The sequence below is a fragment of the Klebsiella sp. BIGb0138 genome, assembly GCF_004342285.1.
Lineage (GTDB): Bacteria > Pseudomonadota > Gammaproteobacteria > Enterobacterales > Enterobacteriaceae > Klebsiella.
In genome coordinates, this window is sequence record NZ_SMCV01000008.1 from 201173 (window position 1) to 222813 (window position 21641).

A 21641-nucleotide genomic window follows, 5' to 3' on the forward strand; every position below is an offset into this window, starting at 1 on the left:
CTTAGCGTCCGCCGCGAATCAGGCCGCCGAGACCGCGTCGTTCCATAAAGGCCGCAACCTGATGGCGAACTTCCGTCGTCATCTGCGCCTCAAGGCTCCGGCGCGAAAGCTCCTGCGCCTCGGCGATATCAATCCGGCGCAGCAGATATTTTACCCGGGCCACCGACCGGCCGTTCATGGACAGATGACGGTAGCCGAGGCCAATCAGGATCGTCACGCACATCGGGTCGCCCGCCATTTCACCGCACAAGCGCAGGTCGATACCGAAGCGTTCCGCATCCTGCGCAATCATCGCCAATGCGCGCAGCACCGCCGGATGCAGGCTGTCATACAGGCTGGCCACCCGGGTATTATTGCGATCCACCGCGAGGATATACTGCGTCAGATCGTTGGTACCCACCGAGATAAAATCGACGCGATTGGCCAGATGCGGCAGCATAAACACCATTGAGGGCACTTCCAGCATCACGCCAAGACGCGGGCGCGGGATGGCGTAGCCAATCATCTCTTCGACTTCACGACTGGCGCGATCGATCAGGCGACGCGCTTCATCCACCTCATCAAGACTGGTCACCATCGGCAGCAAAATGCTGAGATTGCCGGTGGCAGCGTTGGCGCGCAGCATCGCCCGCACCTGGATGAGAAAAATCTCCGGCTGATCGAGGGTGATGCGGATCCCCCGCCAGCCAAGGCACGGGTTCTCTTCGCTGATCGGCATATACGGCAGCTGTTTATCCGCGCCGATATCCAGGGTACGCAACGTCACCGGCTTCTCATTAAACATCTGCAGCATGCCCTGATACTGAGCCACCTGCTCCTCTTCCGACGGGAAGCCGCTTTGCAACATAAACGGGATCTCGGTGCGGTACAGGCCGATGCCGTCGATAAAGTTGCCGAGCTTTTCTTCATGCTCAAGGCTCAGGCCGGCGTTCAGCATGACCTTCACCCGCTCGCCGCTTTTCAGCTCTGAGGTGTGTTCCAGATCGTCTTCCGCCAGCCGGCTAAGTTCGTTCTCTTCGCTGACCAGGCGTTGATATTCCTGCAGCAGCGCCGGTTCGGGATCGACCAGCAGCTCGCCGCGATAGCCGTCCACCACCAGCATGTGGCCATGCAGCAGCGAAGGCTGAATATCGGCGCCCATAACCGTCGGGATCCCTAACGCCCGCACCATAATGGCGGCGTGAGAGTTCGCGGCGCCGTCGCGAACAACGACGCCCGCCAGCCGGTCCTGAGGGACTTCCGCCAGCGTCGTCGCGGAGAGTTCGTCCGCCACCAGCACAATACGCGCCGGCCAGGTATTGGGCCCCTGAATCGTATCATCGAGATGGAAGAGCAGACGCTGGCCAAGCGTACGCAGATCGCCGGCCCGCTCCTTCAGATAACCGTCGCTCAGCGCGGCAAACTGTTCGGCGAACTTCTCAATAATCTTTTTCACCGCCCATTCAGCCACCGCGCCTTTGTCAACCTCAGCGAACAGTTCGCGGCGCAGTCGCGCGTCAGAAAGCAGGTGCGAATAGAGGTCGAAAATGGCCGAGGTCTCTTTTTGCGCCCCGGCGGCATAGCGCTTGCTGTAGCGTCGAAACTCGTTGGCCGCCTCTTCCAGCGCGCCGGTCAGACGCTCGCGCTCGGAAGCCGTATCCAGCGTCGAGGCTTCGTACACCTGTTCCATTAACGGCAGGCTGATGTCCATCCAGCCTTCGGCGATAGCCACCCCGGAGGAGGCAGGCAACGCGCGGATTCGCGTCTGGCGATACTGGCCAAACAGCGCGGTCAGCTGCGACTGGGAAAGAATCGCGGCCATTTGCGTCGCCAGAGTGACGAGGAAAGATTCTTCGCTTTCGTCAAACTGACGCAGCTCGCGCTGCTGTACCACCAGCACGCCAAGCAGCTGCCGCCGCTGGATAATCGGCACGCCGAGAAAAGCGCGAAAGCGATCCTCTTTCACGGCCGGAATATATTTAAAGCTGGGATGTTTGTGCGCATCGGCAAGGTTGATAGGCTCCGCAAGGCGCCCAACCAGGCCGACCAGGCCTTCGTCAAACGCAAGCGCAACGGTACGCCCGCGAGGTTTTTTCAGCCCGCGAGTGGCCATCAGGTAATAGCAGCGTCGGTCATGATCGGCCAGATATACTGAACAGACTTCCGTTTCCATCGCTGTGCAGATATCTGTTACCAGGATATCCAGCGCCTCGTTTAAACGCGGCGCACTCGCGACCTTCTCGACGATTTCTCGTAACCGAGTGAGCATAATGTGCGTGGCTTAACCTCTTTTACGTCGATAAGCAGGCGCGCTTTGCGGTTTAGGTGCACTTTCCGCCAGCGACATCGTCGTGCTGGCAAACTCTTTCATCACCCGGCGGTACACGTCGCGCTTGAACGACACCACCTGACGAACCGGGTACCAGTAACTTACCCAGCGCCAACCATCAAACTCAGGTGTACTGCTGGTTTGCATATTGATTTCCGCATCGCTGCCGATCAACTGCAGAAGAAACCACTTCTGTTTCTGGCCGATACAAACCGGCTTTGTGTCCCAACGCACCAAACGTTTAGGCAACTTGTAACGCAACCAGTTACGGGTCGAGGCCAGGATTCGTACATCTTTACGACTTAACCCAACCTCTTCGAACAATTCCCGATACATTGCCTGCTCGGCTGATTCTCCTGGATTGATGCCCCCTTGCGGGAACTGCCACGAGTGCTGACCATAGCGCCTGGCCCACATAACCTGGCCCTGGCGATTACAGATTACAATACCGACATTTGGGCGGTAGCCATCGTCATCAATCACCGGACTACCTCAAAATAATCTTCAATGTGAATGATTGTTTCACACTCGCTGGAAACGGTAAACCACTCTGTTGTCACAGTGCGATCGGATAACATTTGAATAACTCACAGTAATCAGCAGAGTTATAAACAACAGAAGCGATCGCCGGCCCATTTTATTCACTTTTTCTGTGGATAGAGTTGTGAAGAAGTATGGAATTACCCAGGGAAAACCCAGAGTAGTCCGAACCGCTTACTTATAGCATGATTTAATAATCACATTATATTCATTATGTTAGCACATATACCTTTCAATAATTACAGTATAACGTGATGATCATCACATATGAGATCCTGGAACTGATGAAAGATCGAACAATGTCGATTTTATCCACAGATTATACGAGTTCAGTGGGCATATTTTATCTAAAAATTCGATTTTCGTCGCACGTCAAGGCTGTAAATGGAAACAGTAGTGCCGCTTTTCCCCAGTTATCCCATTTTTCTGTGGATAACATGGTGTAAGATCCTGTTCATTGCCAGTGACCAGTTCTGGAAAACCCGTTATCACCGTTTTCATAACGGCAAAAAAATAAAAAAAAAGGCATACGAATCATCAAATTGTCATAGTTACCCAGGAAAAGGTAAACTCTATCCACAACGCAGCAGATTAGCGCTCACTTTTTAGCCAGATTTTAGCCCGAGGTTTCCGTCTATGCCCGCCATCGCCCCGCTCTCTTCCCCACCGCAAACCCAGCAGCAGCTCCTGGCTCAGGCGCAGCGGCTCGCGGGCTACTCGCTGGGTGAGCTGGCGGCGCTGGCCGGCATTCCTGTGCCGCGCGATCTGAAGCGGGATAAAGGGTGGATTGGTATCCTGCTGGAAATTTGGCTCGGCGCCAGCGCCGGCAGCAAGCCCGAGCAGGATTTCGCCGCGCTGGGCGTCGAACTGAAGACTATTCCCGTCGATAGTCTGGGCCGACCGCTGGAAACCACCTTCGTCTGCGTCGCCCCGCTCACCGGCAACAGCGGCGTCACCTGGGAGAGCAGCCACGTGCGCCACAAGCTCAAACGCGTCCTGTGGGTACCGGTAGAAGGCGATCGCGCCATTCCGCTGGCGGAACGCCGCGTCGGCGCCCCGCTGCTGTGGAGCCCGAATGAGGAAGAGGAGCGGCAGTTACGGATGGACTGGGAAGAGCTGATGGATCTGATTGTCCTCGGCCAGGTGGAACGCATCACCGCCCGCCACGGCGAAGTGCTGCAACTGCGCCCGAAAGCCGCCAACAGCAAAGCGTTGACCGAGGCGATCGGCGCTCGCGGCGAACCGATTCTCACCCTGCCGCGCGGCTTCTATCTGAAAAAGAACTTTACCGCCGCCCTGCTGGCCCGTCATTTTCTCCTCGCCGGCGATTAATTTTTTGTTCTGCCTGCCGGGATGCATATAATTGCTCCTTTCTTTTTTGCAGGACTTTGAACAATGTTATTTGCATGGATAACCGATCCTAACGCCTGGCTGGCGCTCGGTACGCTGACGCTGCTGGAGATCGTGCTGGGGATCGATAATATTATTTTCCTCTCTCTGGTTGTTGCCAAACTGCCCACCGCCCAGCGTGCTCACGCGAGACGCATCGGGTTGATGGGAGCGATGCTGATGCGTCTGGGGCTGCTGGCCTCTATCGCCTGGGTCGTTAAGCTGACCAATCCGCTGTTTACCGTTTTCGACCAGGCGATCTCATTTCGCGATTTGATCTTACTGCTCGGCGGTCTGTTCCTGATCTGGAAGGCGAGTAAAGAGATCCACGAGTCAATCGAGGGCGAAGAGGAAGGGCTGAAAACCAACGTCCATTCCTTTATGGGCGCCATCGTGCAGATCATGGTACTGGATATCATTTTCAGCCTCGACTCGGTGATTACCGCGGTTGGGCTATCGGATCATCTGTTCATTATGATGGCTGCGGTGGTGATCGCCGTCGGCGTGATGATGTTTGCTGCCCGGCCGATCGGCGATTTCGTCGATCGCCATCCGTCGGTGAAAATGCTGGCTCTGTCGTTTTTAATCCTGGTCGGCTTTACCCTGATGCTGGAAAGCTTCGAGATCCATATCCCGAAAGGCTATATCTACTTCGCGATGTTCTTTTCGATTGCTGTCGAAAGCCTCAATCTGCTGCGCAATAAAAAAAATCCGCTGTAAGCCACAAAAATGCAGCCCAAAACCGGGCTGCAATCTTTTTTAAGACTTTACTGCTTTTTATGCCTCACAAATCAGGCTATTAATACACTGGTGTGAGGTGCGACCATTAGAGAGGTAGTCACAATGAAAAAATGGGCAGTATTGATTTCCGCCGTAGGACTGGCGTTCTCGGTTTCCGGCTGTAGCAGCGATTACGTGATGGCAACGAAAGATGGGCGCATGATTCTGACCGATGGCAAGCCGGCCGTTGATGACGATACCGGCCTCATCAGTTACGAAGATCAGCAAGGCAACAAAATGCAGATCAATCGCGACGACGTTTCGCAGATTATTAAACGCTAAGACTATTCGTCGGCCAGCGCTCGCCTGGCGAGGTCGCCCTTTCCGACACCCCACGGTCTTAAAAAAGAGTCGGGATACTCGTAGCGTCGCCTGTGCGGATTGCGAAAGCCCGGCTTTTTTTGATCTTTTTACTTCCTCTTTTTCTTCCCCTCTGCCATTTTGATACTCCTTTGTCGGGGAACTCCTGACCTTGTTAATAAAAAAGGAAGCCGGCTATGCAGTATCACCGTATCCCACACAGTTCTCTTGAAATCAGCACGCTTGGGCTGGGCACTATGACGTTTGGTGAACAGAATAGCGAGGCCGACGCGCACCAACAGCTCGACTATGCTGTCAGTCAGGGCATTAACCTGATTGATGTCGCGGAAATGTATCCCGTACCGCCGCGCCCGGAGACCCAGGGGCTGACCGAAACCTACGTCGGCAACTGGCTGGCGAAACGCGGCAATCGCGAAAAACTGATCCTCGCCTCCAAAGTCAGCGGCCCTGCGCGTAACAACGACAGCAGCATTCGTCCTAACCATGTGCTGGACCGTAAAAACATCCGTGACGCGTTGCATGACAGCCTGAAGCGTCTGCAAACCGATTATCTCGATCTCTACCAGGTTCACTGGCCGCAGCGCCCGACCAACTGCTTCGGCAAGCTGGGCTATACCTGGACCGACAACATGCCGGTCGTTACCCTGCTGGATACCCTGGAAGCGCTCACCGAATTCCAGCGTGCCGGAAAAATCCGCTATATCGGCGTTTCCAACGAGACGGCGTTTGGCGTCATGCGCTATCTGCACCTGGCGGATAAACACGACCTGCCGCGCATCGTCACCATCCAGAACCCCTACAGCCTGCTGAACCGCAGCTACGAAGTGGGTCTGGCGGAAGTCAGCCAGTATGAAGGCGTGGAGCTGCTGGCATACTCCTGCCTGGCGTTCGGGACGCTGACCGGCAAATATCTGAACGGGGCGAAACCGGCCGGAGCGCGTAACACGCTGTTCAGCCGCTTCACGCGCTACAGCAGCGAGCAGTCGCAGAAAGCGGTGGCGGCCTATGTCGATATCGCCAAACGCCATAATCTCGATCCGGCGCAGATGGCGCTGGCCTTTGTCCGTCGTCAGCCGTTCGTCGCCAGCACCCTGCTGGGCGCCACCACGCTGGAACAGCTCAAAACCAACGTCGAGAGTCTGCACCTTGAGCTGAGTGCAGAGGTGTTAGCGGAAATTGAAGCGGTGCACCAGGTCTATACCTACCCGGCACCGTAAGCGTCGGGCCCCGGATAGCGGCTGACGCCTTATCCGGGTTACCACGGCCACAGATACCCAACCGTAACCCGGCTAAGCGCAGCGCAAGCCGGGGATCCCCGAATAAGCCGTCAACGATTTGCCCAGCTACGCCTGACGTCGGCCCCACAGCCACAGCGCGGCGATAGCCAGCGCAAACACCGCGCCAAAGCCAATCCCGACGCCCACCACCGGAATGCCGATGCTGACCGCCAGCGAATAGAGGCCCAGCATCAGCAGCATCGCCACGTTTTCACCAAGGTTCTGTACCGCGATGGCATTGCCCGCGCCCACCGTATGCTTACCGCGCTCCTGAAGCAGCGCATTGAGCGGCACAATAAAGAACCCGCCGAAAATACCGAGCAGCAGCAGCAGGCCAAATGCCGGCAGCAGCGCATGCTGAACGGCGAAAAAGATAACCGCGACACCAATCAGAATCCCCGCAGGCATACAGCGCGAGACCGTTTGCAGCGTGACCAGCTTCGCCGCCGCGCCGGCGCCCAGCACAATCCCGACCGCCACCATCGCATTAAGGTAGGTCGGCATCGCGTTGCTGGTAATGCCCAGCGCCACCGGTACCCACAGCACCAGCAGGAAGCGCAGCGTCACGCCCGCCCCCCAGAACAGACTGGTTCCCATCAGAGAAAAACGCGTTTCGCCATTGCGCCACAGCGTCTGACAGGCGCTGAAGAAGCTGTGGGTCATCGGCGTGAAACGCCACGACTGCCCCGGACGTGCGGCAGGCAGCTTCGGGATCCACAGGTTCGCCACCACCGCGCCGGCGTATACCAGCGCGCAGATGGCCAGTGCGGCCAGCACGTGCCAGTCGGCCAGAATGCCTCCGGCCATCGACCCCAGCAGAATCGCCGCAATGGTCGACGACTCCATCAAACCGTTAGCTTTCACTAACTTATCCCCGGTGGTCAGTTCCCCGAGGATGCCGTATTTGGCCGGCGAATAGGCGGCAGCCCCGATTCCCACCAGCGTATAGCCGAGGAACGGGTTCAGACCAAAGCAGATGCAGCCGGCGCCAAGCAGCTTCATAGCGTTGGCGAGCATCATCACCCGCCCCTTGGCGAAGCTATCGGCGAACTGCCCGACAAACGGCGCAAACAGAATGTAAGCGCCCACAAACAACATCTGCATCACCGGCTGACTCCAGTCCGGATAGAACTGCTGCTTCATCAGCGCCAGGGTGGCAAACAGCAGCGCATTATCGCCAAACGCCGACAGAAACTGCGCGCAGATGACCGCCATCATGCCTTTCGAGTACAGAGAATTGTTAGTATGTACTGACTCACTCATCTGAATGTTCCGTCTGTTCGACCATACCTTTGAGGGTGACAAAGTCCGGCTTGCCGCTGCCGAGAACCGGCAGCTGCTTCAGCCAGCGAATGTCGCGCGGTACCGCCAGCTCCGGCACGCCATGTTCACGGGCATAGCGCAGCAGTTTTTCACGATTCAGTTCATCATCGGTGGTGAAGAGCACCAGCGCCTCGCCTTTGGTCGCATCTTGTTTAACCGCCGTGGCGTGCATCTTGTCAGGCGAAACGGCCAGGGCAACCTGCTCGACCATTTCCAGCGAAACCATTTCGCCGGCGATTTTCGCGAAGCGTTTGGCGCGCCCCTGAATCCGTACATAGCCCTGCGCGTCAAAGGTGACGATATCCCCGGTGTCGTACCAGCCGCTTTCCACTTCACCGCGCTGATTTTCCGCCGTTGGCGCTTCCAGCACGCCCGGATTCTCCACCCGCAGGTAGCCATGCATAATATTTGGCCCTTTTAACTGCAGGCGGCCCCCCTCTTCAATGCCCGGCATCGCCAGCAGGCGCGCATCCATTCCCGGCAGGATCCGCCCGACGGTGCCAACCTTCGCCGCCATCGGGACGTTAATCGACACTACCGGCGCGCACTCGGTAACGCCGTAGCCTTCAAGGATGCGCAGGCCAAATTTATCCTGCCACAGCTGCTTCGTGCTCTCCTGCAGCTTTTCCGCCCCGGCGACCACGTAGCGAAGACGATAAAAATCGTACGGGTTGGCAAAGCGCGCATAGTTAGCCAGGAAGGTCGAGGTGCCGAACAGCACCGTACAGTTGCGATCGTAAACCAGCTCCGGCACCACGCGGTAATGCAGCGGGCTGGGATAGAGAAAGATCTCCGCGCCGGTAAACAGCGGCGTAAACAGGCCGACCGTCAGGCCAAAGGAGTGGAACAACGGCAGCGCCGACATAAAGCGATCGTTGGCGGTAAAGTCGGCAATGGTTTTAATCTGCTCGACGTTGGCAAGAATGCTCTTGTGGCTGTGCACCACCCCTTTCGGGTTGCCTTCCGAACCGGAGGTAAAGAGGATAATCGCCGCCTCTTCCGGCTGCTGTTTGACCTGCGCCAGCTTCGGCATCAGCAGATGGCCGAAAATCCACAGCTTATCGCCGAGGGTCACGTCGCCTTTAAGGTCTTCAAGAAATACCCAGCGCACCTGGGTCAGCTGCTCCGGCAGGTGCCAGAGTTTGCCCTTATCAAGGAAGGTACGGGAGGTAAAAATCGTGCGGATCTCTGCGGCGGTAATCGCGCTGCTCAGGCCTTTCACCCCGGCGGTATAGTTCATCATCGCCGGAATCCGCCCGCGGGCAATCGCGCCAAAGATCACCGCCGCGCTGATGCCGGCGTTCGGCAACATCAGGCCGATTCTCTCGCCCTGGGCGCTGTATTTTTCCAGAATCCGCGCCACGAAGAGGGTCTTGGTCAACAGCTTGCGGTAGGTGTCCGGCTGAAAGTTGATGTCTTCCACGCAGTTTTTGCGCGCGCCAAACCGATCCTGCGCCGCCAGCAGCGCTTCATACAGCGTTTCCCGCGGGCGGATCGCCATTCGCGCTTCCATCATAATCTGGTGCAGCATTTCACCGGCGATTTTACGCCGATCGCGGGCGCGCGGCGCCTGGGGCATCTCAATACGGGTCGGCGGCAGCAGATGGAGCTGGATACGCGGGAACAGACGGCGTTTAACCAGCCCTTTAAGCCGGCTGAACGGGGTCAGCTCCGCCCCTTCGATACGCAGCGGAATAATGGTCGCCTGCGACTTCGCGGCGACAAACGCGGCGCCGTCATAGATTTTCATCAGCGAGCCGCTGACCGAGATACGCCCTTCCGGGAAGATAACCACCGGACGCCCCTGTTCAATCAGGCGGACGAGGTGCTTAATCGACATGGGTTTCGTCGGGTCGAGCGGGACAAAGTCGATAAGCGGCGCCAGCGCGCGCATATACCAGCGCTGGCTGATAGAGCTATATACCGCAAAGACCGGTCGGACGGGCAGAAATAAGGCTAACAGGATCCCATCAATGAAAGAGACGTGATTAGGGGTGATCAGAACCTTTTTTTGCTGCAAGGGGCGCGTGTCGCCGGTCAATCTGACCCGATACAACCCTTTGCACAACAGCCTGAAAAATGCCAACAGCATAACAACTCCATTTGACCGGTTACTCAGTCATTGCAGGTTACACGAGAAGGCGTTTGAAAAGCAGTGCGGGGAGAAATTTTTGCCATAAAAAAAACCTGCGCATCAGCGCAGGTCGGTGCAAGATAATCAGTACGAAACGCGTACTTAAAAACTCACCTATCAATACCTCTGGGACCCTGATTGTCCCGTTTTTCGCCCCTGCCGTACCAGCGATAAAACGCAAGGGAGTGAGCCTAAGTGCAACCAGTTATTGCCATTTTCGTTTTCTGTAACAACGCTGAGCGCCGGCAAGCGGCGATTCGCCGCATGATGCTGTAGATGGCTTGTGACGGGGAGCGGCGCATACCGCCGCAACAGCGCGCCGCGCTAACCCGGGCTTGAGGCAAAAAAAAACCTGCGCATCTGCGCAGGCTGGTGTAATTAGAGTGGTCAACCTGAAGTTGACTCCACCTATCAATACCTCTGGGAGAACCAGAATATCAATGCAATGAATGGGTAAACCAGCGAACATTCGCAACAGCTAATCGCAAAGTGTAAGCAAAGGTGTGAATTCGCCCGTCGTCGTTTCATTCCCCCTGCCGCTGCGCTATCGGTGTGTAACTTTTTCACTCTCAGTTCATGCTGCATCACATTTGCGCGATGCCAGACGCCACCATCCTTGAATCTGCCGCGCTTTCCCGTAACATAACCGCTATGTAAACGCTTACCCTAAAAAAGGTCTGGTATGGCGACAATAAAGGATGTAGCCCGACTCGCTGGAGTGTCCGTCGCTACCGTATCCCGCGTCATCAACAACTCCCCCAAAGCCAGTGAAACCTCCCGCCAGTCGGTTACGGCGGCGATGGAAACGCTGAATTACCATCCGAATGCCAACGCCCGCGCGCTGGCGCAGCAGTCCACGGAAACCGTAGGTCTGGTGGTCGGCGACGTTTCCGACCCCTTTTTTGGCGCCATGGTCAAAGCCGTCGAACAGGTGGCCTACAACACCGGTAACTTTTTATTGATCGGCAACGGTTACCACAGCATCAAAAAAGAGCGTCAGGCCATTGAGCAGCTCATTCGCCATCGCTGCGCGGCGCTGGTGGTGCACGCGAAAATGATCCCGGACGACGAGCTCGCCGGCTTGATGAAACAGATCCCCGGCATGGTGCTGATCAACCGCATTCTGGTGGGCTTCGAACAGCGCTGCGTGGCGCTGGATGACCGCTACGGCGCCTGGCTGGCCACCCGTCATCTAATCCAGCAGGGGCATACGCGGATCGCCTACCTGTGTTCCAACCACGCCATTTCAGATGCGGAAGATCGCCTGCAGGGCTATTACGCCGCCTTAAAAGAGAGCGGTTTGCCGTGCAACGAGCGGCTGGTTACCTTTGCCGAGCCTGATGAAAGCGGCGGCGAGCAGGCGCTCACCGAGCTGCTGGGGCGCGGCAGGAATTTTACCGCCGTCGCCTGCTATAACGATTCGATGGCCGCCGGAGCGATGGGGGTCCTGAATGATAATGGTATCGACGTCCCGCGCGAGATTTCGCTGATCGGCTTCGATGATGTCCTGATATCGCGCTATGTTCGCCCGCGGTTGACGACGGTGCGTTACCCCATCGTGACGATGGCGACCCAGGCGGCTGAACTGGCGTTAGCGCTGGCGGATCAGCGCCCGGCGCCTGAAATCACCCATTTATTCAGCCCGACGCTGGTTCGTCGTCACTCGGTGGTTTCGCCGGCGGAAAGCGATAAATCGTAACGATACAGGCTGACGGCGGTGGCCGGGTAATCCAGGCCTTCACCGATATAGCGCCAGCCAAAGCGCTCATAAAAATCGCGGCAGGCGGAGTAGAGATACAGCTGCGGATATCCGAGCTGACGAGCATAGTCGATGACCTGCTGCTGCAATTTCCCCGCCACGCCCTGGCCGCGCGCGTCCGGGGCAACGTACAGCGCCGCCAGCCACGGAAACAGATCCTGGCGGCTGATTAAATCACAGCGCCACAGTCCCACCGTGCCCAGCAGCGTCTCCCCCTCAACGGCAATAAAGGTCAGCGGCAGCGCCTGCGGCGTCTGGCTGTGGGCAATAATGCTGGCGAAAAATGCCTTTGGCAGCGTCTCGCCGCCGAACGCCTGCCACAGCCACTCCGTGACCTGCCGGCCATGCTGCGGCGCGGCGTATAAAGGCTGAATATGCATGCCTGTCCCCTGCTGAAAAACCGTATGAGACGAGTATACCGCCGCCCGCAGCGGCCCGCGACTGAGGCATCAATACGCAAAAGCAGCCATTTACATCATTTCCTGCAAAAAGCGTGATCGCGATAGTTTTTTGCCCGCCGTTGGGCGCATATCCCTCTGAATGTCTGTGATAAACTGCGGCTTATCACGTGATATCAGGAATCGATGAATGGCTACAATGCTGGATGTCTCAATTCGCGCAGGCGTCTCTAAAGCGACGGTTTCCCGCGTGTTGAACGGCACAGGTCAGGTAAAAGAGAGCACCCGCCAACAGGTATTCAAAGCGATGGAAGAGCTCGGGTACCGGCCCAACTTTCTCGCCCGTTCGCTGGCGAACCGCACAAGCAACAGTATCGGACTGGTGGTTTCCACCTTCGACGGCTTCTATTTTGGCCGCCTGCTGCAGCAGGCTTCGCGCCAGACGGAGGCCTGGGGTAAACAGCTGATCGTCACCGACGGCCACGATGCGCCGGAACGTGAAGAAGAAGCGGTGCAGATGCTCGCCGACCGCCAGTGCGATGCGATCATCCTCTATACCCGTCACATGAGCGAAAAGAAGATCATGTCGCTGATCGAATCGATCGATATGCCGCTGGTTGTCATCAACCGCGATGTTAGCCTGGCGCGCGAGCGCTGCGTGTTCTTCGAGCAGGAAGATGCCGCCTTTCAGGCGGTGAATTATCTGATAACCCAGGGGCACCGCGATATCGCCTGCATGACCGTACCGATGCATACGCCGACCGGGAAAGCCCGCCTGCAGGGCTATCGCAAGGCGCTAAAAAAACACGGTATTGCCTGGGATCCGGCGAAAGTGAAATATGGCGACTCCACGATGACCCGCGGGTATGAGCTCTGCCGCGAGCTGCTGGCGGAGAAAACCACGTTTAGCGCGCTGTTTTCCTGTAACGATGATATGGCGCTCGGCGCCTCGAAAGCGCTGCACCAGGCGGGGCTGCGGATCCCGCAGGACGTGTCGCTGTTCGGCTTTGATGATGCCCCCAGCGCAAAATGGCTGGAGCCCGGGCTGTCAACGGTCTATCTGCCGATCGATAACATGATCACCACCGCTATCGATCAGGCGATCAAGCTCGCCAACAACCAGCCGATCGAAACGCTCCCGCCGTTTACCGGCACGCTGGTGTTGCGCGAGTCGGTCACGACGGGCCCCTACTTTTAGAACTGCTCTAAGGCCAGCAGCTCCTGAATCGTCTGGCGACGACGGATCAGCCGTGCGCTGCCGTTGTCGAACAGCACCTCCGGCAGCAGCGGGCGGCTGTTGTAGTTCGAGGACATCGACGCGCCATACGCCCCGGTATCGTGCAGCACCAGGTAATCCCCCGGTACGACGTCAGGCAGCGGGCGCGTTTCCACTTTGCCCCCTTCCTGCTGGGTAAAGACATCGCCTGATTCACACAGCGGCCCGGCCACCACGGTTTCCACCCGCGGCGCGGCGCTCAGGTCGCGGCCATCCGCCGCCAGCGCGGTGATGTGGTGATAGCTGCCGTACATTGCCGGACGCATCAGATCGTTAAAGCCGGCGTCAATCAGCACAAAGTGACGGCTGCCCATCTCTTTTACGCTGCGCACCTGCGAGACCAGCACCCCGGACTCGGCCACGAGGAAGCGACCCGGCTCGATTTCCAGTTTTACCGGATGGCCAAGATGTTTCGCGATCTGCTCGCGCGCGGCGTTCCACAGGCCAAAATAGTGATCGGTATCGATCGCCTCTTCGCCTTCGTGATAAGGGATCGACAGGCCGCCGCCGGCGGAGATCGCCTGCAGATCCTGCCCAAACTCCACCACCTGACGCACCATCGCGCCGCAAACCTGCTCCAGATGGCCATAATCGACCCCAGAGCCAATGTGCATGTGGATCCCCACCAGCTGCAGCTGGTAACGACGCATAACCTCCAGCGCCGCCGGCAGATGGCTGTACCAGATCCCGTGTTTGCTGTTTTCGCCGCCGGTGTTGGTTTTCTGGCTGTGGCCGTGGCCGAAGCCAGGGTTCACGCGCAGCCACACGCGATGGCCCGGCGAAACTTCCCCCAGTTGGCTCAGCATATCCACCGATCCGGCGTTCACCGGGATCTGCAACTCTTTCACCCGATCGAGGGTCGCGTCATCGATCAGATCGGCGGTAAAAACGATGTCTTCCGGATGCAGATGCGGATCGTACCCCGCCGCCAGCGCACGCTCGATCTCTCCCAAAGAGACCGAATCCACCTTCACCCCTTGTTCGCGCATCAGGCGCAGAATATGGACGTTGGAGCAGGCCTTCTGGGCGAAACGCACCACGTCAAACCGGCTGAGCTGCGCTATCTGGCGGCGGATAATCTGCGCGTCATAGACCCACACCGGGCAGCCAAATTCGGCTGGCAGGCGCAGCAAATTCTCTGCGGTCAGGTCGGTATCGGTGGCGTAAAGCGAGCGTGGCATGGTGAACTCCGGCGTTATTTGCGTTGAGCGGGTTTTTTATGATTACGCCACAGCCTGAAGAGAATAAAAAATATCGTTTTATCGTGAGTCTATGCAAAAATGATATGGATACCGGATACCTGTCGAGAGCCGCCATGCCAGCCGTTAATTTACGCCATATTGAAATCTTCCATGCGGTGATGACCGCCGGCAACCTGACCGAGGCGGCACGCCTGCTGCACACTTCGCAGCCGACGGTCAGCCGCGAGCTGGCGCGCTTTGAGAAGGTCATCGGGCTGAAGCTGTTTACACGGACCCGCGGGCGTTTGCAGCCGACGGTACAAGGGCTGCGTCTGTTTGAAGAGGTTCAGCGCTCGTGGTACGGGCTGGACAGGATCGTCAGCGCCGCGGAGAGTCTGCGCGAGTTCCGCCAGGGAGAGCTGTCGGTGGTCTGTCTGCCGGTATTTTCCCAGTCGTTTCTGCCGCTGCTGTTACAACCGTTTCTGTCGCGCTATCCGGAGGTCAGCCTGCACATCGTGCCGCAGGAGTCCCCGCTGCTGGAAGAGTGGCTCTCGGCGCAGCGTCACGATCTGGGCCTGACGGAAACCCTGCATACCCCTGCCGGAACCGAGCGTACGCCGCTACTCACGCTCAACGAAGTGTGCGTGCTGCCGCAGGGCCATCCGCTTGCCGCAAAACGGACGCTGACGCCGGCCGATTTCCACGGCGAAAACTATATCAGCCTGTCGCGCACCGATAGCTATCGCCAGCTGCTCGACGCCCTGTTTCTTGCGCATCAGGTCAAACGGCGGATGGTGGTGGAAACCCACAGCGCGGCTTCAATTTGTGCAATGGTGCGCGCAGGCGTCGGTATTTCGGTAGTCAACCCGCTGACCGCCCTCGACTATGCCGAAAGCGGCGTGGCGGTGCGCCGCTTCAGCGTCGAGGTACCGTTTACCGTCAGCCTGATCCGTCCGCTGCACCGGCCCGGCTCGGCGCTGGTTGAGACCTTTATTACCCATCTGCAAAACAGCCTGCCGCGGATTCAGGGCCCGCTGGAAGCGGTCCTTAAGAGAGCATAAACTCCACCGCATCCGCGGCGTGGATCGCGGCGGTATCAAAGACCGGCAGCGGACTGCTTTCGACAGGGACCAGCAGACCAATCTCGGTACAGCCGAAAATAACCCCTTCCGCGCCCTCCTCCGCCAGCGCCTCGATGACCTGCACATAGTAGTCGCGCGACGCCTCGCTAAAGGTCCCGAGACACAGTTCATCGAAGATAATCTGGTTGATGCGCTGCCGATCGTCGCTGTGCGGCACCCGGGTCTCGATGGCGAACTGCTCCTGCAGACGGCCGCGGTAAAAATCCTGCTCCATGGTATAACGCGTCCCCAGCAGAGCGACGTTGCTCAGCCCTTTTTGCGCAATGGCGCGCCCGGTGGCGTCGGCGATGTGCAGGAACGGCACCTGGCAACGATCTTCTATCGCCCCGGCCACTTTATGCATAGTGTTGGTGCACAGCACGATCCCTTCCGCTCCCGCCTGCTGCAGGCCAGATGCCGCCTGCGCCAGCAGCTCGCCCGCCCGCGGCCAGTCACCGGATGACTGACAGGCTTCAATTTCATGGAAATCGACGCTATGCAGCAGCAGGCTGGCCGAGTGCAGGCCGCCGAGGCGCGCTTTAATGCCTTCATTGATCAGGCGGTAATAGGGAATCGTCGACTCCCAGCTCATGCCGCCCAACAGGCCAATCGTTTTCATCGTTCACTCCTTATCGGTTTGCTCCAGTGAAACAAACTTGTGATCAACTTTCCACTTCTCTTGTCGGTCGTTTCTTTCTTCAGGATTCTGCGATAAATTAAATGAAACGTCGTTTCAATCAATAACAGGACAGCCGGATGTTTATTTTTCACAAAGAGACCACCCTTGAAGATCTGGGCAATGGCGTCACCCGTCGCATCCTTGCCCATGATGGCAACATGATGGCCGTAGAGGTTAATTTCGCCGCCGGCGCCATCGGGCCGATGCACAACCACCCTCACGAGCAGCTAACCTATGTGCTCTCCGGCGAGTTTGAATTCACCATCGGCGACGAAAAACGCGTGGTCAGCGCCGGCGATACGCTGTACAAAAAGCCCCATATCATGCATGGTTGCCTCTGCCTTAAGCCGGGAACCCTGCTGGATACCTTTACCCCGGTACGTGAGGATTTTCTGCAAAACTGAGTTCTCCCGGGGCAGGTCCGCGATGCCCCGCTGCCCACTCCGTTCCCCCTTTCCGTTCGCTTCTTTTGTTAGAAAATATGTAATACCCCGATCTTGATCCCGCCAGCCATTTTGCGCCTCCTTGCGCCAGATCCCATCTTCAACATTTCTTTCCATACCGCTATTTATCTGGAAATCGCGCGTCATCTCATTTTTTGAAACATCGTTTCGACTTTGATCACACTTCCGTTATGAATCGCATGACTCTGTAATGAATTGCCATAAAATAAAATTAAAACGGCGTTTTATAAAATGAATTAACCGCAGCGTTAAAGCGTGGAACGTACCGGCTCAGCAAGGGACGCGGCGAGTAAAACCCGCTAACAAATAGCCGCTAAAAAAGACGCGATGGCCAGCCAGCGCTTAACTTTCCGACCGAGCAAAAAGTGATGACCCCGAATCCGTTTTACAAACTCGTAAGCCAGGTAGGTATGTATGAATGAGAACAAGCTACTGGGATTGGCCTGGATATCGCCCTACATTATTGGGCTGATCGTCTTTACCGCCTTTCCCTTTGTTTCATCTTTCTTTCTCAGTTTCACTGAGTACGATTTGATGAGTCCGCCGGTGTTTAACGGCATCGAAAACTATCGCTACATGCTGACCGAAGATGCCCTCTTCTGGAAATCGATGGGCGTGACCTTTGCGTATGTCTTTTTAACCATCCCGTTAAAACTGGCTTTCGCGCTGGGGATCGCTTTTGTCCTCAACTTTAAGCTGCGCGGCATCGGTTTTTTCCGTACCGCCTATTATATTCCGTCGATCCTCGGCAGCTCGGTCGCGATTGCCGTATTGTGGCGCGCGCTGTTTGCTATCGACGGGCTGCTGAACAGCTTTATCGGCGTGCTGGGCTTTGACCCGGTTAACTGGCTCGGCGAGCCATCGCTGGCGCTGATGTCGGTGACGCTGCTGCGCGTCTGGCAGTTCGGCTCAGCGATGGTTATCTTCCTCGCCGCGCTGCAAAACGTGCCGCAGTCGCAGTACGAGGCGGCCATGATCGACGGCGCCTCTAAGTGGCAGATGTTTATGAAAGTCACCGTGCCGCTGATTACGCCAGTGATCTTCTTCAACTTCATTATGCAGACCACCCAGGCGTTCCAGGAGTTTACCGGCCCGTACGTCATTACCGGCGGCGGCCCGACCTACTCCACCTATCTGTTCTCGCTCTACATCTACGATACCGCATTTAAGTACTTTGACATGGGCTACGGCGCGGCGCTGGCGTGGGTGCTGTTCCTGGTGGTCGCGGTCTTTGCCGCCATCGCCTTCAAATCCTCGAAATACTGGGTGTTCTACTCCGCCGATAAGGGAGGCAAAAATGGCTGATATTCAACACATCACCCCGGCGATGGCAATTGCAGAGCGCGAAGTTGCCCGCACCCTGCGCCGTGAAAAAATCAGCCGGACGATCCGCTACGTCATTCTGCTGTTCGTCGGCCTGCTGATGCTCTATCCGCTGGTGTGGATGTTCTCGGCGTCGTTTAAACCGAACCATGAGATCTTCACCACCCTCAGCCTGTGGCCGGCCCACGCCACCTGGGACGGCTTTATCAACGGCTGGAAAACCGGGACCGAGTACAACTTCGGCCACTACATGCTGAACACCTTTAAGTATGTGATCCCGAAAGTGCTGCTGACCATTATCTCCTCCACCATCGTGGCCTACGGCTTTGCCCGCTTTGAGATCCCGTGGAAGAAATTCTGGTTCGCCACCCTGATCACCACCATGCTGCTGCCGAGCACCGTGCTGCTGATCCCGCAGTATCTGATGTTCCGCGAAATGGGCATGCTGAACAGCTATCTGCCGCTGTACCTGCCGCTGGCCTTCGCCACCCAGGGGTTCTTCGTCTTCATGCTGATTCAGTTCCTGCGCGGCGTCCCGCGCGATATGGAAGAAGCGGCGCAGATTGACGGCTGCAACTCCATCCAGGTGCTGTGGTACGTGGTGGTGCCGATTCTGAAACCGGCAATTATCTCCGTCGCGCTGTTCCAGTTTATGTGGTCGATGAACGACTTTATCGGTCCGCTGATTTACGTCTACAGCGTCGATAAGTATCCGATCGCGCTGGCGCTGAAAATGTCCATCGACGTCACGGAAGGCGCTCCGTGGAACGAAATTCTGGCAATGGCGAGTATCTCCATTCTGCCGTCCATCATCGTCTTCTTCCTGGCACAACGCTACTTCGTACAGGGCGTAACCAGCAGCGGAATTAAAGGTTAAGAGGGAAATATCATGGCTGAAGTTATTTTCAACAAACTGGAAAAGGTTTACTCCAACGGCTTCAAAGCGGTACATGCTATCGACCTGAAAATCGCCGATGGCGAGTTTATGGTGATCGTCGGGCCATCCGGCTGCGCCAAATCCACCACCCTGCGAATGCTGGCCGGGCTGGAGACCATCAGCGGCGGCGAAGTGCGCATCGGCGAAAAAATCGTCAACAACCTCGCGCCAAAAGCGCGTGGGATTGCGATGGTGTTCCAGAACTATGCGCTCTATCCGCACATGACGGTGCGTGAGAACCTGGCCTTTGGCCTCAAGCTGAGCAAGTTGCCGAAAGAACACATTGCCAGCCAGGTCAATGAAGCGGCCAAAATACTCGAACTGGAGGAGCTCCTCGACCGCCTGCCGCGCCAGCTGTCCGGCGGACAGGCCCAGCGCGTCGCCGTCGGGCGCGCTATCGTCAAAAAGCCGGACGTCTTCCTGTTTGACGAGCCGCTTTCCAACCTTGATGCCAAGCTGCGCGCGTCGATGCGTATCCGCATTTCCGATTTGCACAAGCAGCTGAAGAAATCCGGCAAACCGGCCACCACCGTTTATGTCACCCACGATCAGACCGAAGCGATGACCATGGGCGATCGCATCTGCGTGATGAAACTGGGTCACATCATGCAGGTAGATACCCCGGATAATCTGTACCACAAACCGAAAAACATGTTCGTGGCCGGCTTTATCGGCGCGCCGGAGATGAACATTCGCCCCAGCACGCTGGTTGAGCGCGCGGGCCGTCTGCACCTGACCATCGGCGATGAGCTGCTGCCGTTAAGCGATGCGCTGCAGGATAAAGTCAGCGGTTATAAAAATCCGTCGCTGTTCTACGGCATCCGCCCGGAGTTTGTCGCCATTGCCGATGAACCGTTCGCCGAAGGCGGCTGCTCAGGCGAGATGGTGCGGGTCGAAAATATGGGTCACGAGTTCTTCGTCTACCTGAAAGTCGCCGACTATGAGCTAACCGCCCGCGTCCCTTCCGACGAAGTGAAGCCGATGATTGCGAAAGGGCTTCATCGCCGGGTGTGGTTCAAATTCGACATGAATAAGTGCCATCTCTTTGATGCCGCCACCGAACAGAACATCTCTCTGTAATCACTGGAGTATTAAAATGAAAAAAGTGCTTTTAAGCGCCACAATCTCCGCCACTCTGGGCCTTACCGCGTTACCTTCCCTGGCAAAGGATGTCGATCTACGCATGTCCTGGTGGGGCGGCAACGGCCGCCACCAGGTCACCCTGAAGGCGCTGGAAGAGTTTCACACACAGCATCCGGACATTAATGTCAAAGCCGAATACACCGGCTGGGACGGCCACCTCTCGCGTCTGACCACCCAAATCGCCGGGGGCACCGAGCCGGATGTGATGCAGACTAACTGGAACTGGCTGCCGATCTTCTCGAAAAACGGCGAAGGCTTCTACGACCTGAATAAGATGAAGGATGTCATCGACCTCAGCCAGTTCGATGCCAAAGAGCTGCAGTCAACGACGGTGAACGGCAAACTCAACGGTATCCCGATTTCCGTCACCGCCCGGGTGTTCTACTTTAACGATGAAACCTGGAAAAAAGCCGGCGTGGCATTCCCGAAAACGTGGGACGCGCTGATGGCGGCAGGTAAAACCTTTGAGAGCAAGCTGGGGAAACAATACTATCCGGTGGTGCTGGAGCATCAGGATACGCTGGCGCTGCTGAACTCCTACATGATTCAGAAGTACAACCAGCCGGCTATCGACGAGAAAACGAAGAAATTCTCCTACAGCAAAGAGCAGTGGGTCGAGTTCTTCCAGATGTACAAAAAGCTGATCGACAGCCACGTGATGCCGGACACCAAATACTATGCCTCCTTCGGCAAGAGCAATATGTATGAAATGAAGCCGTGGATTCAGGGGGAGTGGGCGGGAACCTATATGTGGAACTCCACCATTAACAAATATTCCGATAACCTGAAGCCGCCGGCGAAGCTGGTGCTGGGCGACTACCCGATGCTGCCGGGCGCCACCGATGCCGGTCTGTTCTTCAAACCGGCGCAGATGCTCTCGATCGGCAAATCGACCAAAAACCCGGAAGCGGCGGCGAAGGTCATTAATTTCCTGCTGAACAGCAAAGAGGGGGTCGATACCCTGGGCCTTGAGCGCGGCGTGCCGCTCAGCAAAGTGGCGGTGCAATATCTGACCGAAAACGGAACGATCAAAACCGACGATCCGGCGGTATCCGGGCTGAAACTGGCGCAGTCGCTGCCAGCCAAACTCCCGGTTTCGCCTTACTTCGACGATCCGCAGATCGTCGCCCAGTTCGGCACCTCGCTGCAATACATCGACTACGGACAAAAAAGCGTTGAAGAAACGGCGATGGACTTCCAGCGTCAGTCTGACCGCATTTTACGGCGCGCCATGCGCTAAGTGTTTGTCACCTCCCCTGCCCCGCAGCGCCGGCTGCGGGGTATTCTT

At 57.1% G+C, this 21641-nt stretch carries 19 protein-coding genes and 1 pseudogene; 13 read left to right on the forward strand and 7 right to left on the reverse strand.

Going from position 1 to position 21641, the window contains the following annotated elements:
- Window position 1 precedes the first annotated feature (1 nt).
- Both ptsP and rppH read right to left on the reverse strand, forming a co-directional pair.
- On the reverse strand, window positions 2-2248 hold the full coding sequence (gene ptsP / locus EDF73_RS18505; protein WP_132730519.1) for a phosphoenolpyruvate--protein phosphotransferase: 2247 nt from the start codon (window positions 2246-2248) through the stop codon (window positions 2-4).
- A 12-nt stretch (window positions 2249-2260) separates the two neighbouring features.
- Window positions 2261-2791 (reverse strand): RNA pyrophosphohydrolase, encoded by a 531-nt coding sequence (gene rppH / locus EDF73_RS18510; RefSeq protein ID WP_132730520.1) that lies wholly within the window; start codon window positions 2789-2791, stop codon window positions 2261-2263.
- 453 nt (window positions 2792-3244) lie between these two features.
- Between rppH and EDF73_RS27725 the strand changes: the two are divergent.
- From EDF73_RS27725 to EDF73_RS18535, 5 genes and pseudogenes are all read left to right on the forward strand, one after another.
- Window positions 3245-3349 (forward strand): annotated as a pseudogene (locus EDF73_RS27725) (hypothetical protein); the annotation flags it as partial.
- Between the two features lie 135 nt (window positions 3350-3484).
- The gene (mutH, locus tag EDF73_RS18520; RefSeq protein ID WP_132730522.1) at window positions 3485-4180 is read left to right on the forward strand and encodes a DNA mismatch repair endonuclease MutH; all 696 of its coding nucleotides are present in this window, start codon (window positions 3485-3487) and stop codon (window positions 4178-4180) included.
- Between the two features lie 63 nt (window positions 4181-4243).
- Entirely contained in the window at window positions 4244-4957 is a 714-nt protein-coding gene (locus EDF73_RS18525) for a TerC family protein (RefSeq protein ID WP_132730523.1), read from the forward strand.
- Between the two features lie 123 nt (window positions 4958-5080).
- Entirely contained in the window at window positions 5081-5299 is a 219-nt protein-coding gene (locus EDF73_RS18530) for a YgdI/YgdR family lipoprotein (RefSeq protein ID WP_004867116.1), read from the forward strand.
- 215 nt (window positions 5300-5514) lie between these two features.
- Window positions 5515-6555, forward strand: coding sequence for an NADP(H)-dependent aldo-keto reductase (locus EDF73_RS18535; protein WP_132730524.1), 1041 nt, complete (start codon window positions 5515-5517; stop codon window positions 6553-6555).
- 126 nt (window positions 6556-6681) lie between these two features.
- Here the strand turns inward: EDF73_RS18535 and lplT are convergent, their stop codons facing one another.
- Both lplT and aas read right to left on the reverse strand, forming a co-directional pair.
- On the reverse strand, window positions 6682-7878 hold the full coding sequence (lplT, locus tag EDF73_RS18540; RefSeq protein WP_132730525.1) for a lysophospholipid transporter LplT: 1197 nt from the start codon (window positions 7876-7878) through the stop codon (window positions 6682-6684).
- The gene (aas, locus tag EDF73_RS18545) at window positions 7871-10030 is read right to left on the reverse strand and encodes a bifunctional acyl-ACP--phospholipid O-acyltransferase/long-chain-fatty-acid--ACP ligase (protein ID WP_132730526.1); all 2160 of its coding nucleotides are present in this window, start codon (window positions 10028-10030) and stop codon (window positions 7871-7873) included. Before aas ends, lplT begins: the two co-directional genes overlap by 8 nt.
- Window positions 10031-10754: 724 nt before the next feature.
- On the opposite strand from aas, the gene galR reads away from it, so the two are divergent.
- Window positions 10755-11771, forward strand: a complete 1017-nt coding sequence (galR, locus tag EDF73_RS18555; protein WP_132730527.1) for an HTH-type transcriptional regulator GalR — start codon at window positions 10755-10757, stop codon at window positions 11769-11771.
- Here galR and EDF73_RS18560 read toward each other — a convergent pair.
- Window positions 11732-12211 carry a GNAT family N-acetyltransferase gene (locus tag EDF73_RS18560; protein ID WP_132730528.1) on the reverse strand — a complete coding sequence of 160 codons (480 nt, stop codon included), beginning with the start codon at window positions 12209-12211 and terminating at the stop codon, window positions 11732-11734. The genes galR and EDF73_RS18560 overlap by 40 nt on opposite strands.
- A gap of 217 nt (window positions 12212-12428) precedes the next feature.
- On the opposite strand from EDF73_RS18560, the gene EDF73_RS18565 reads away from it, so the two are divergent.
- Complete coding sequence (locus EDF73_RS18565) at window positions 12429-13427, forward strand: LacI family DNA-binding transcriptional regulator (RefSeq protein WP_165905746.1); 999 nt, start codon at window positions 12429-12431, stop codon at window positions 13425-13427.
- Here EDF73_RS18565 and lysA read toward each other — a convergent pair.
- Window positions 13424-14686, reverse strand: a complete 1263-nt coding sequence (lysA, locus tag EDF73_RS18570) for a diaminopimelate decarboxylase (protein WP_132730530.1) — start codon at window positions 14684-14686, stop codon at window positions 13424-13426. The genes EDF73_RS18565 and lysA overlap by 4 nt on opposite strands.
- A 134-nt stretch (window positions 14687-14820) precedes the next feature.
- Here lysA and EDF73_RS18575 point away from each other — a divergent pair, with 134 nt between their 5' ends.
- A complete protein-coding gene (locus tag EDF73_RS18575; protein WP_132730531.1) occupies window positions 14821-15747 on the forward strand; it encodes a LysR family transcriptional regulator in 927 nt (308 codons plus the stop codon).
- Here the strand turns inward: EDF73_RS18575 and EDF73_RS18580 are convergent.
- Window positions 15734-16426 carry an aspartate/glutamate racemase gene (locus tag EDF73_RS18580; RefSeq protein WP_132730532.1) on the reverse strand — a complete coding sequence of 231 codons (693 nt, stop codon included), beginning with the start codon at window positions 16424-16426 and terminating at the stop codon, window positions 15734-15736. The genes EDF73_RS18575 and EDF73_RS18580 overlap by 14 nt on opposite strands.
- Window positions 16427-16563: 137 nt before the next feature.
- On the opposite strand from EDF73_RS18580, the gene EDF73_RS18585 reads away from it, so the two are divergent.
- From EDF73_RS18585 to EDF73_RS18605, 5 genes are all read left to right on the forward strand, one after another.
- Complete coding sequence (locus EDF73_RS18585) at window positions 16564-16890, forward strand: cupin domain-containing protein (RefSeq protein WP_132730533.1); 327 nt, start codon at window positions 16564-16566, stop codon at window positions 16888-16890.
- A gap of 474 nt (window positions 16891-17364) precedes the next feature.
- A complete protein-coding gene (locus EDF73_RS18590) occupies window positions 17365-18255 on the forward strand; it encodes a sugar ABC transporter permease (RefSeq protein WP_132730534.1) in 891 nt (296 codons plus the stop codon).
- Entirely contained in the window at window positions 18248-19150 is a 903-nt protein-coding gene (locus EDF73_RS18595) for a carbohydrate ABC transporter permease (RefSeq protein WP_132730535.1), read from the forward strand. The genes EDF73_RS18590 and EDF73_RS18595 overlap by 8 nt, the downstream gene beginning before the upstream one ends.
- A gap of 12 nt (window positions 19151-19162) precedes the next feature.
- Complete coding sequence (locus EDF73_RS18600) at window positions 19163-20290, forward strand: ABC transporter ATP-binding protein (RefSeq protein WP_132730536.1); 1128 nt, start codon at window positions 19163-19165, stop codon at window positions 20288-20290.
- 16 nt (window positions 20291-20306) lie between these two features.
- Window positions 20307-21593, forward strand: coding sequence for an ABC transporter substrate-binding protein (locus EDF73_RS18605; protein WP_132730537.1), 1287 nt, complete (start codon window positions 20307-20309; stop codon window positions 21591-21593).
- The last annotated feature ends 48 nt before the right edge of the window (window positions 21594-21641 follow it).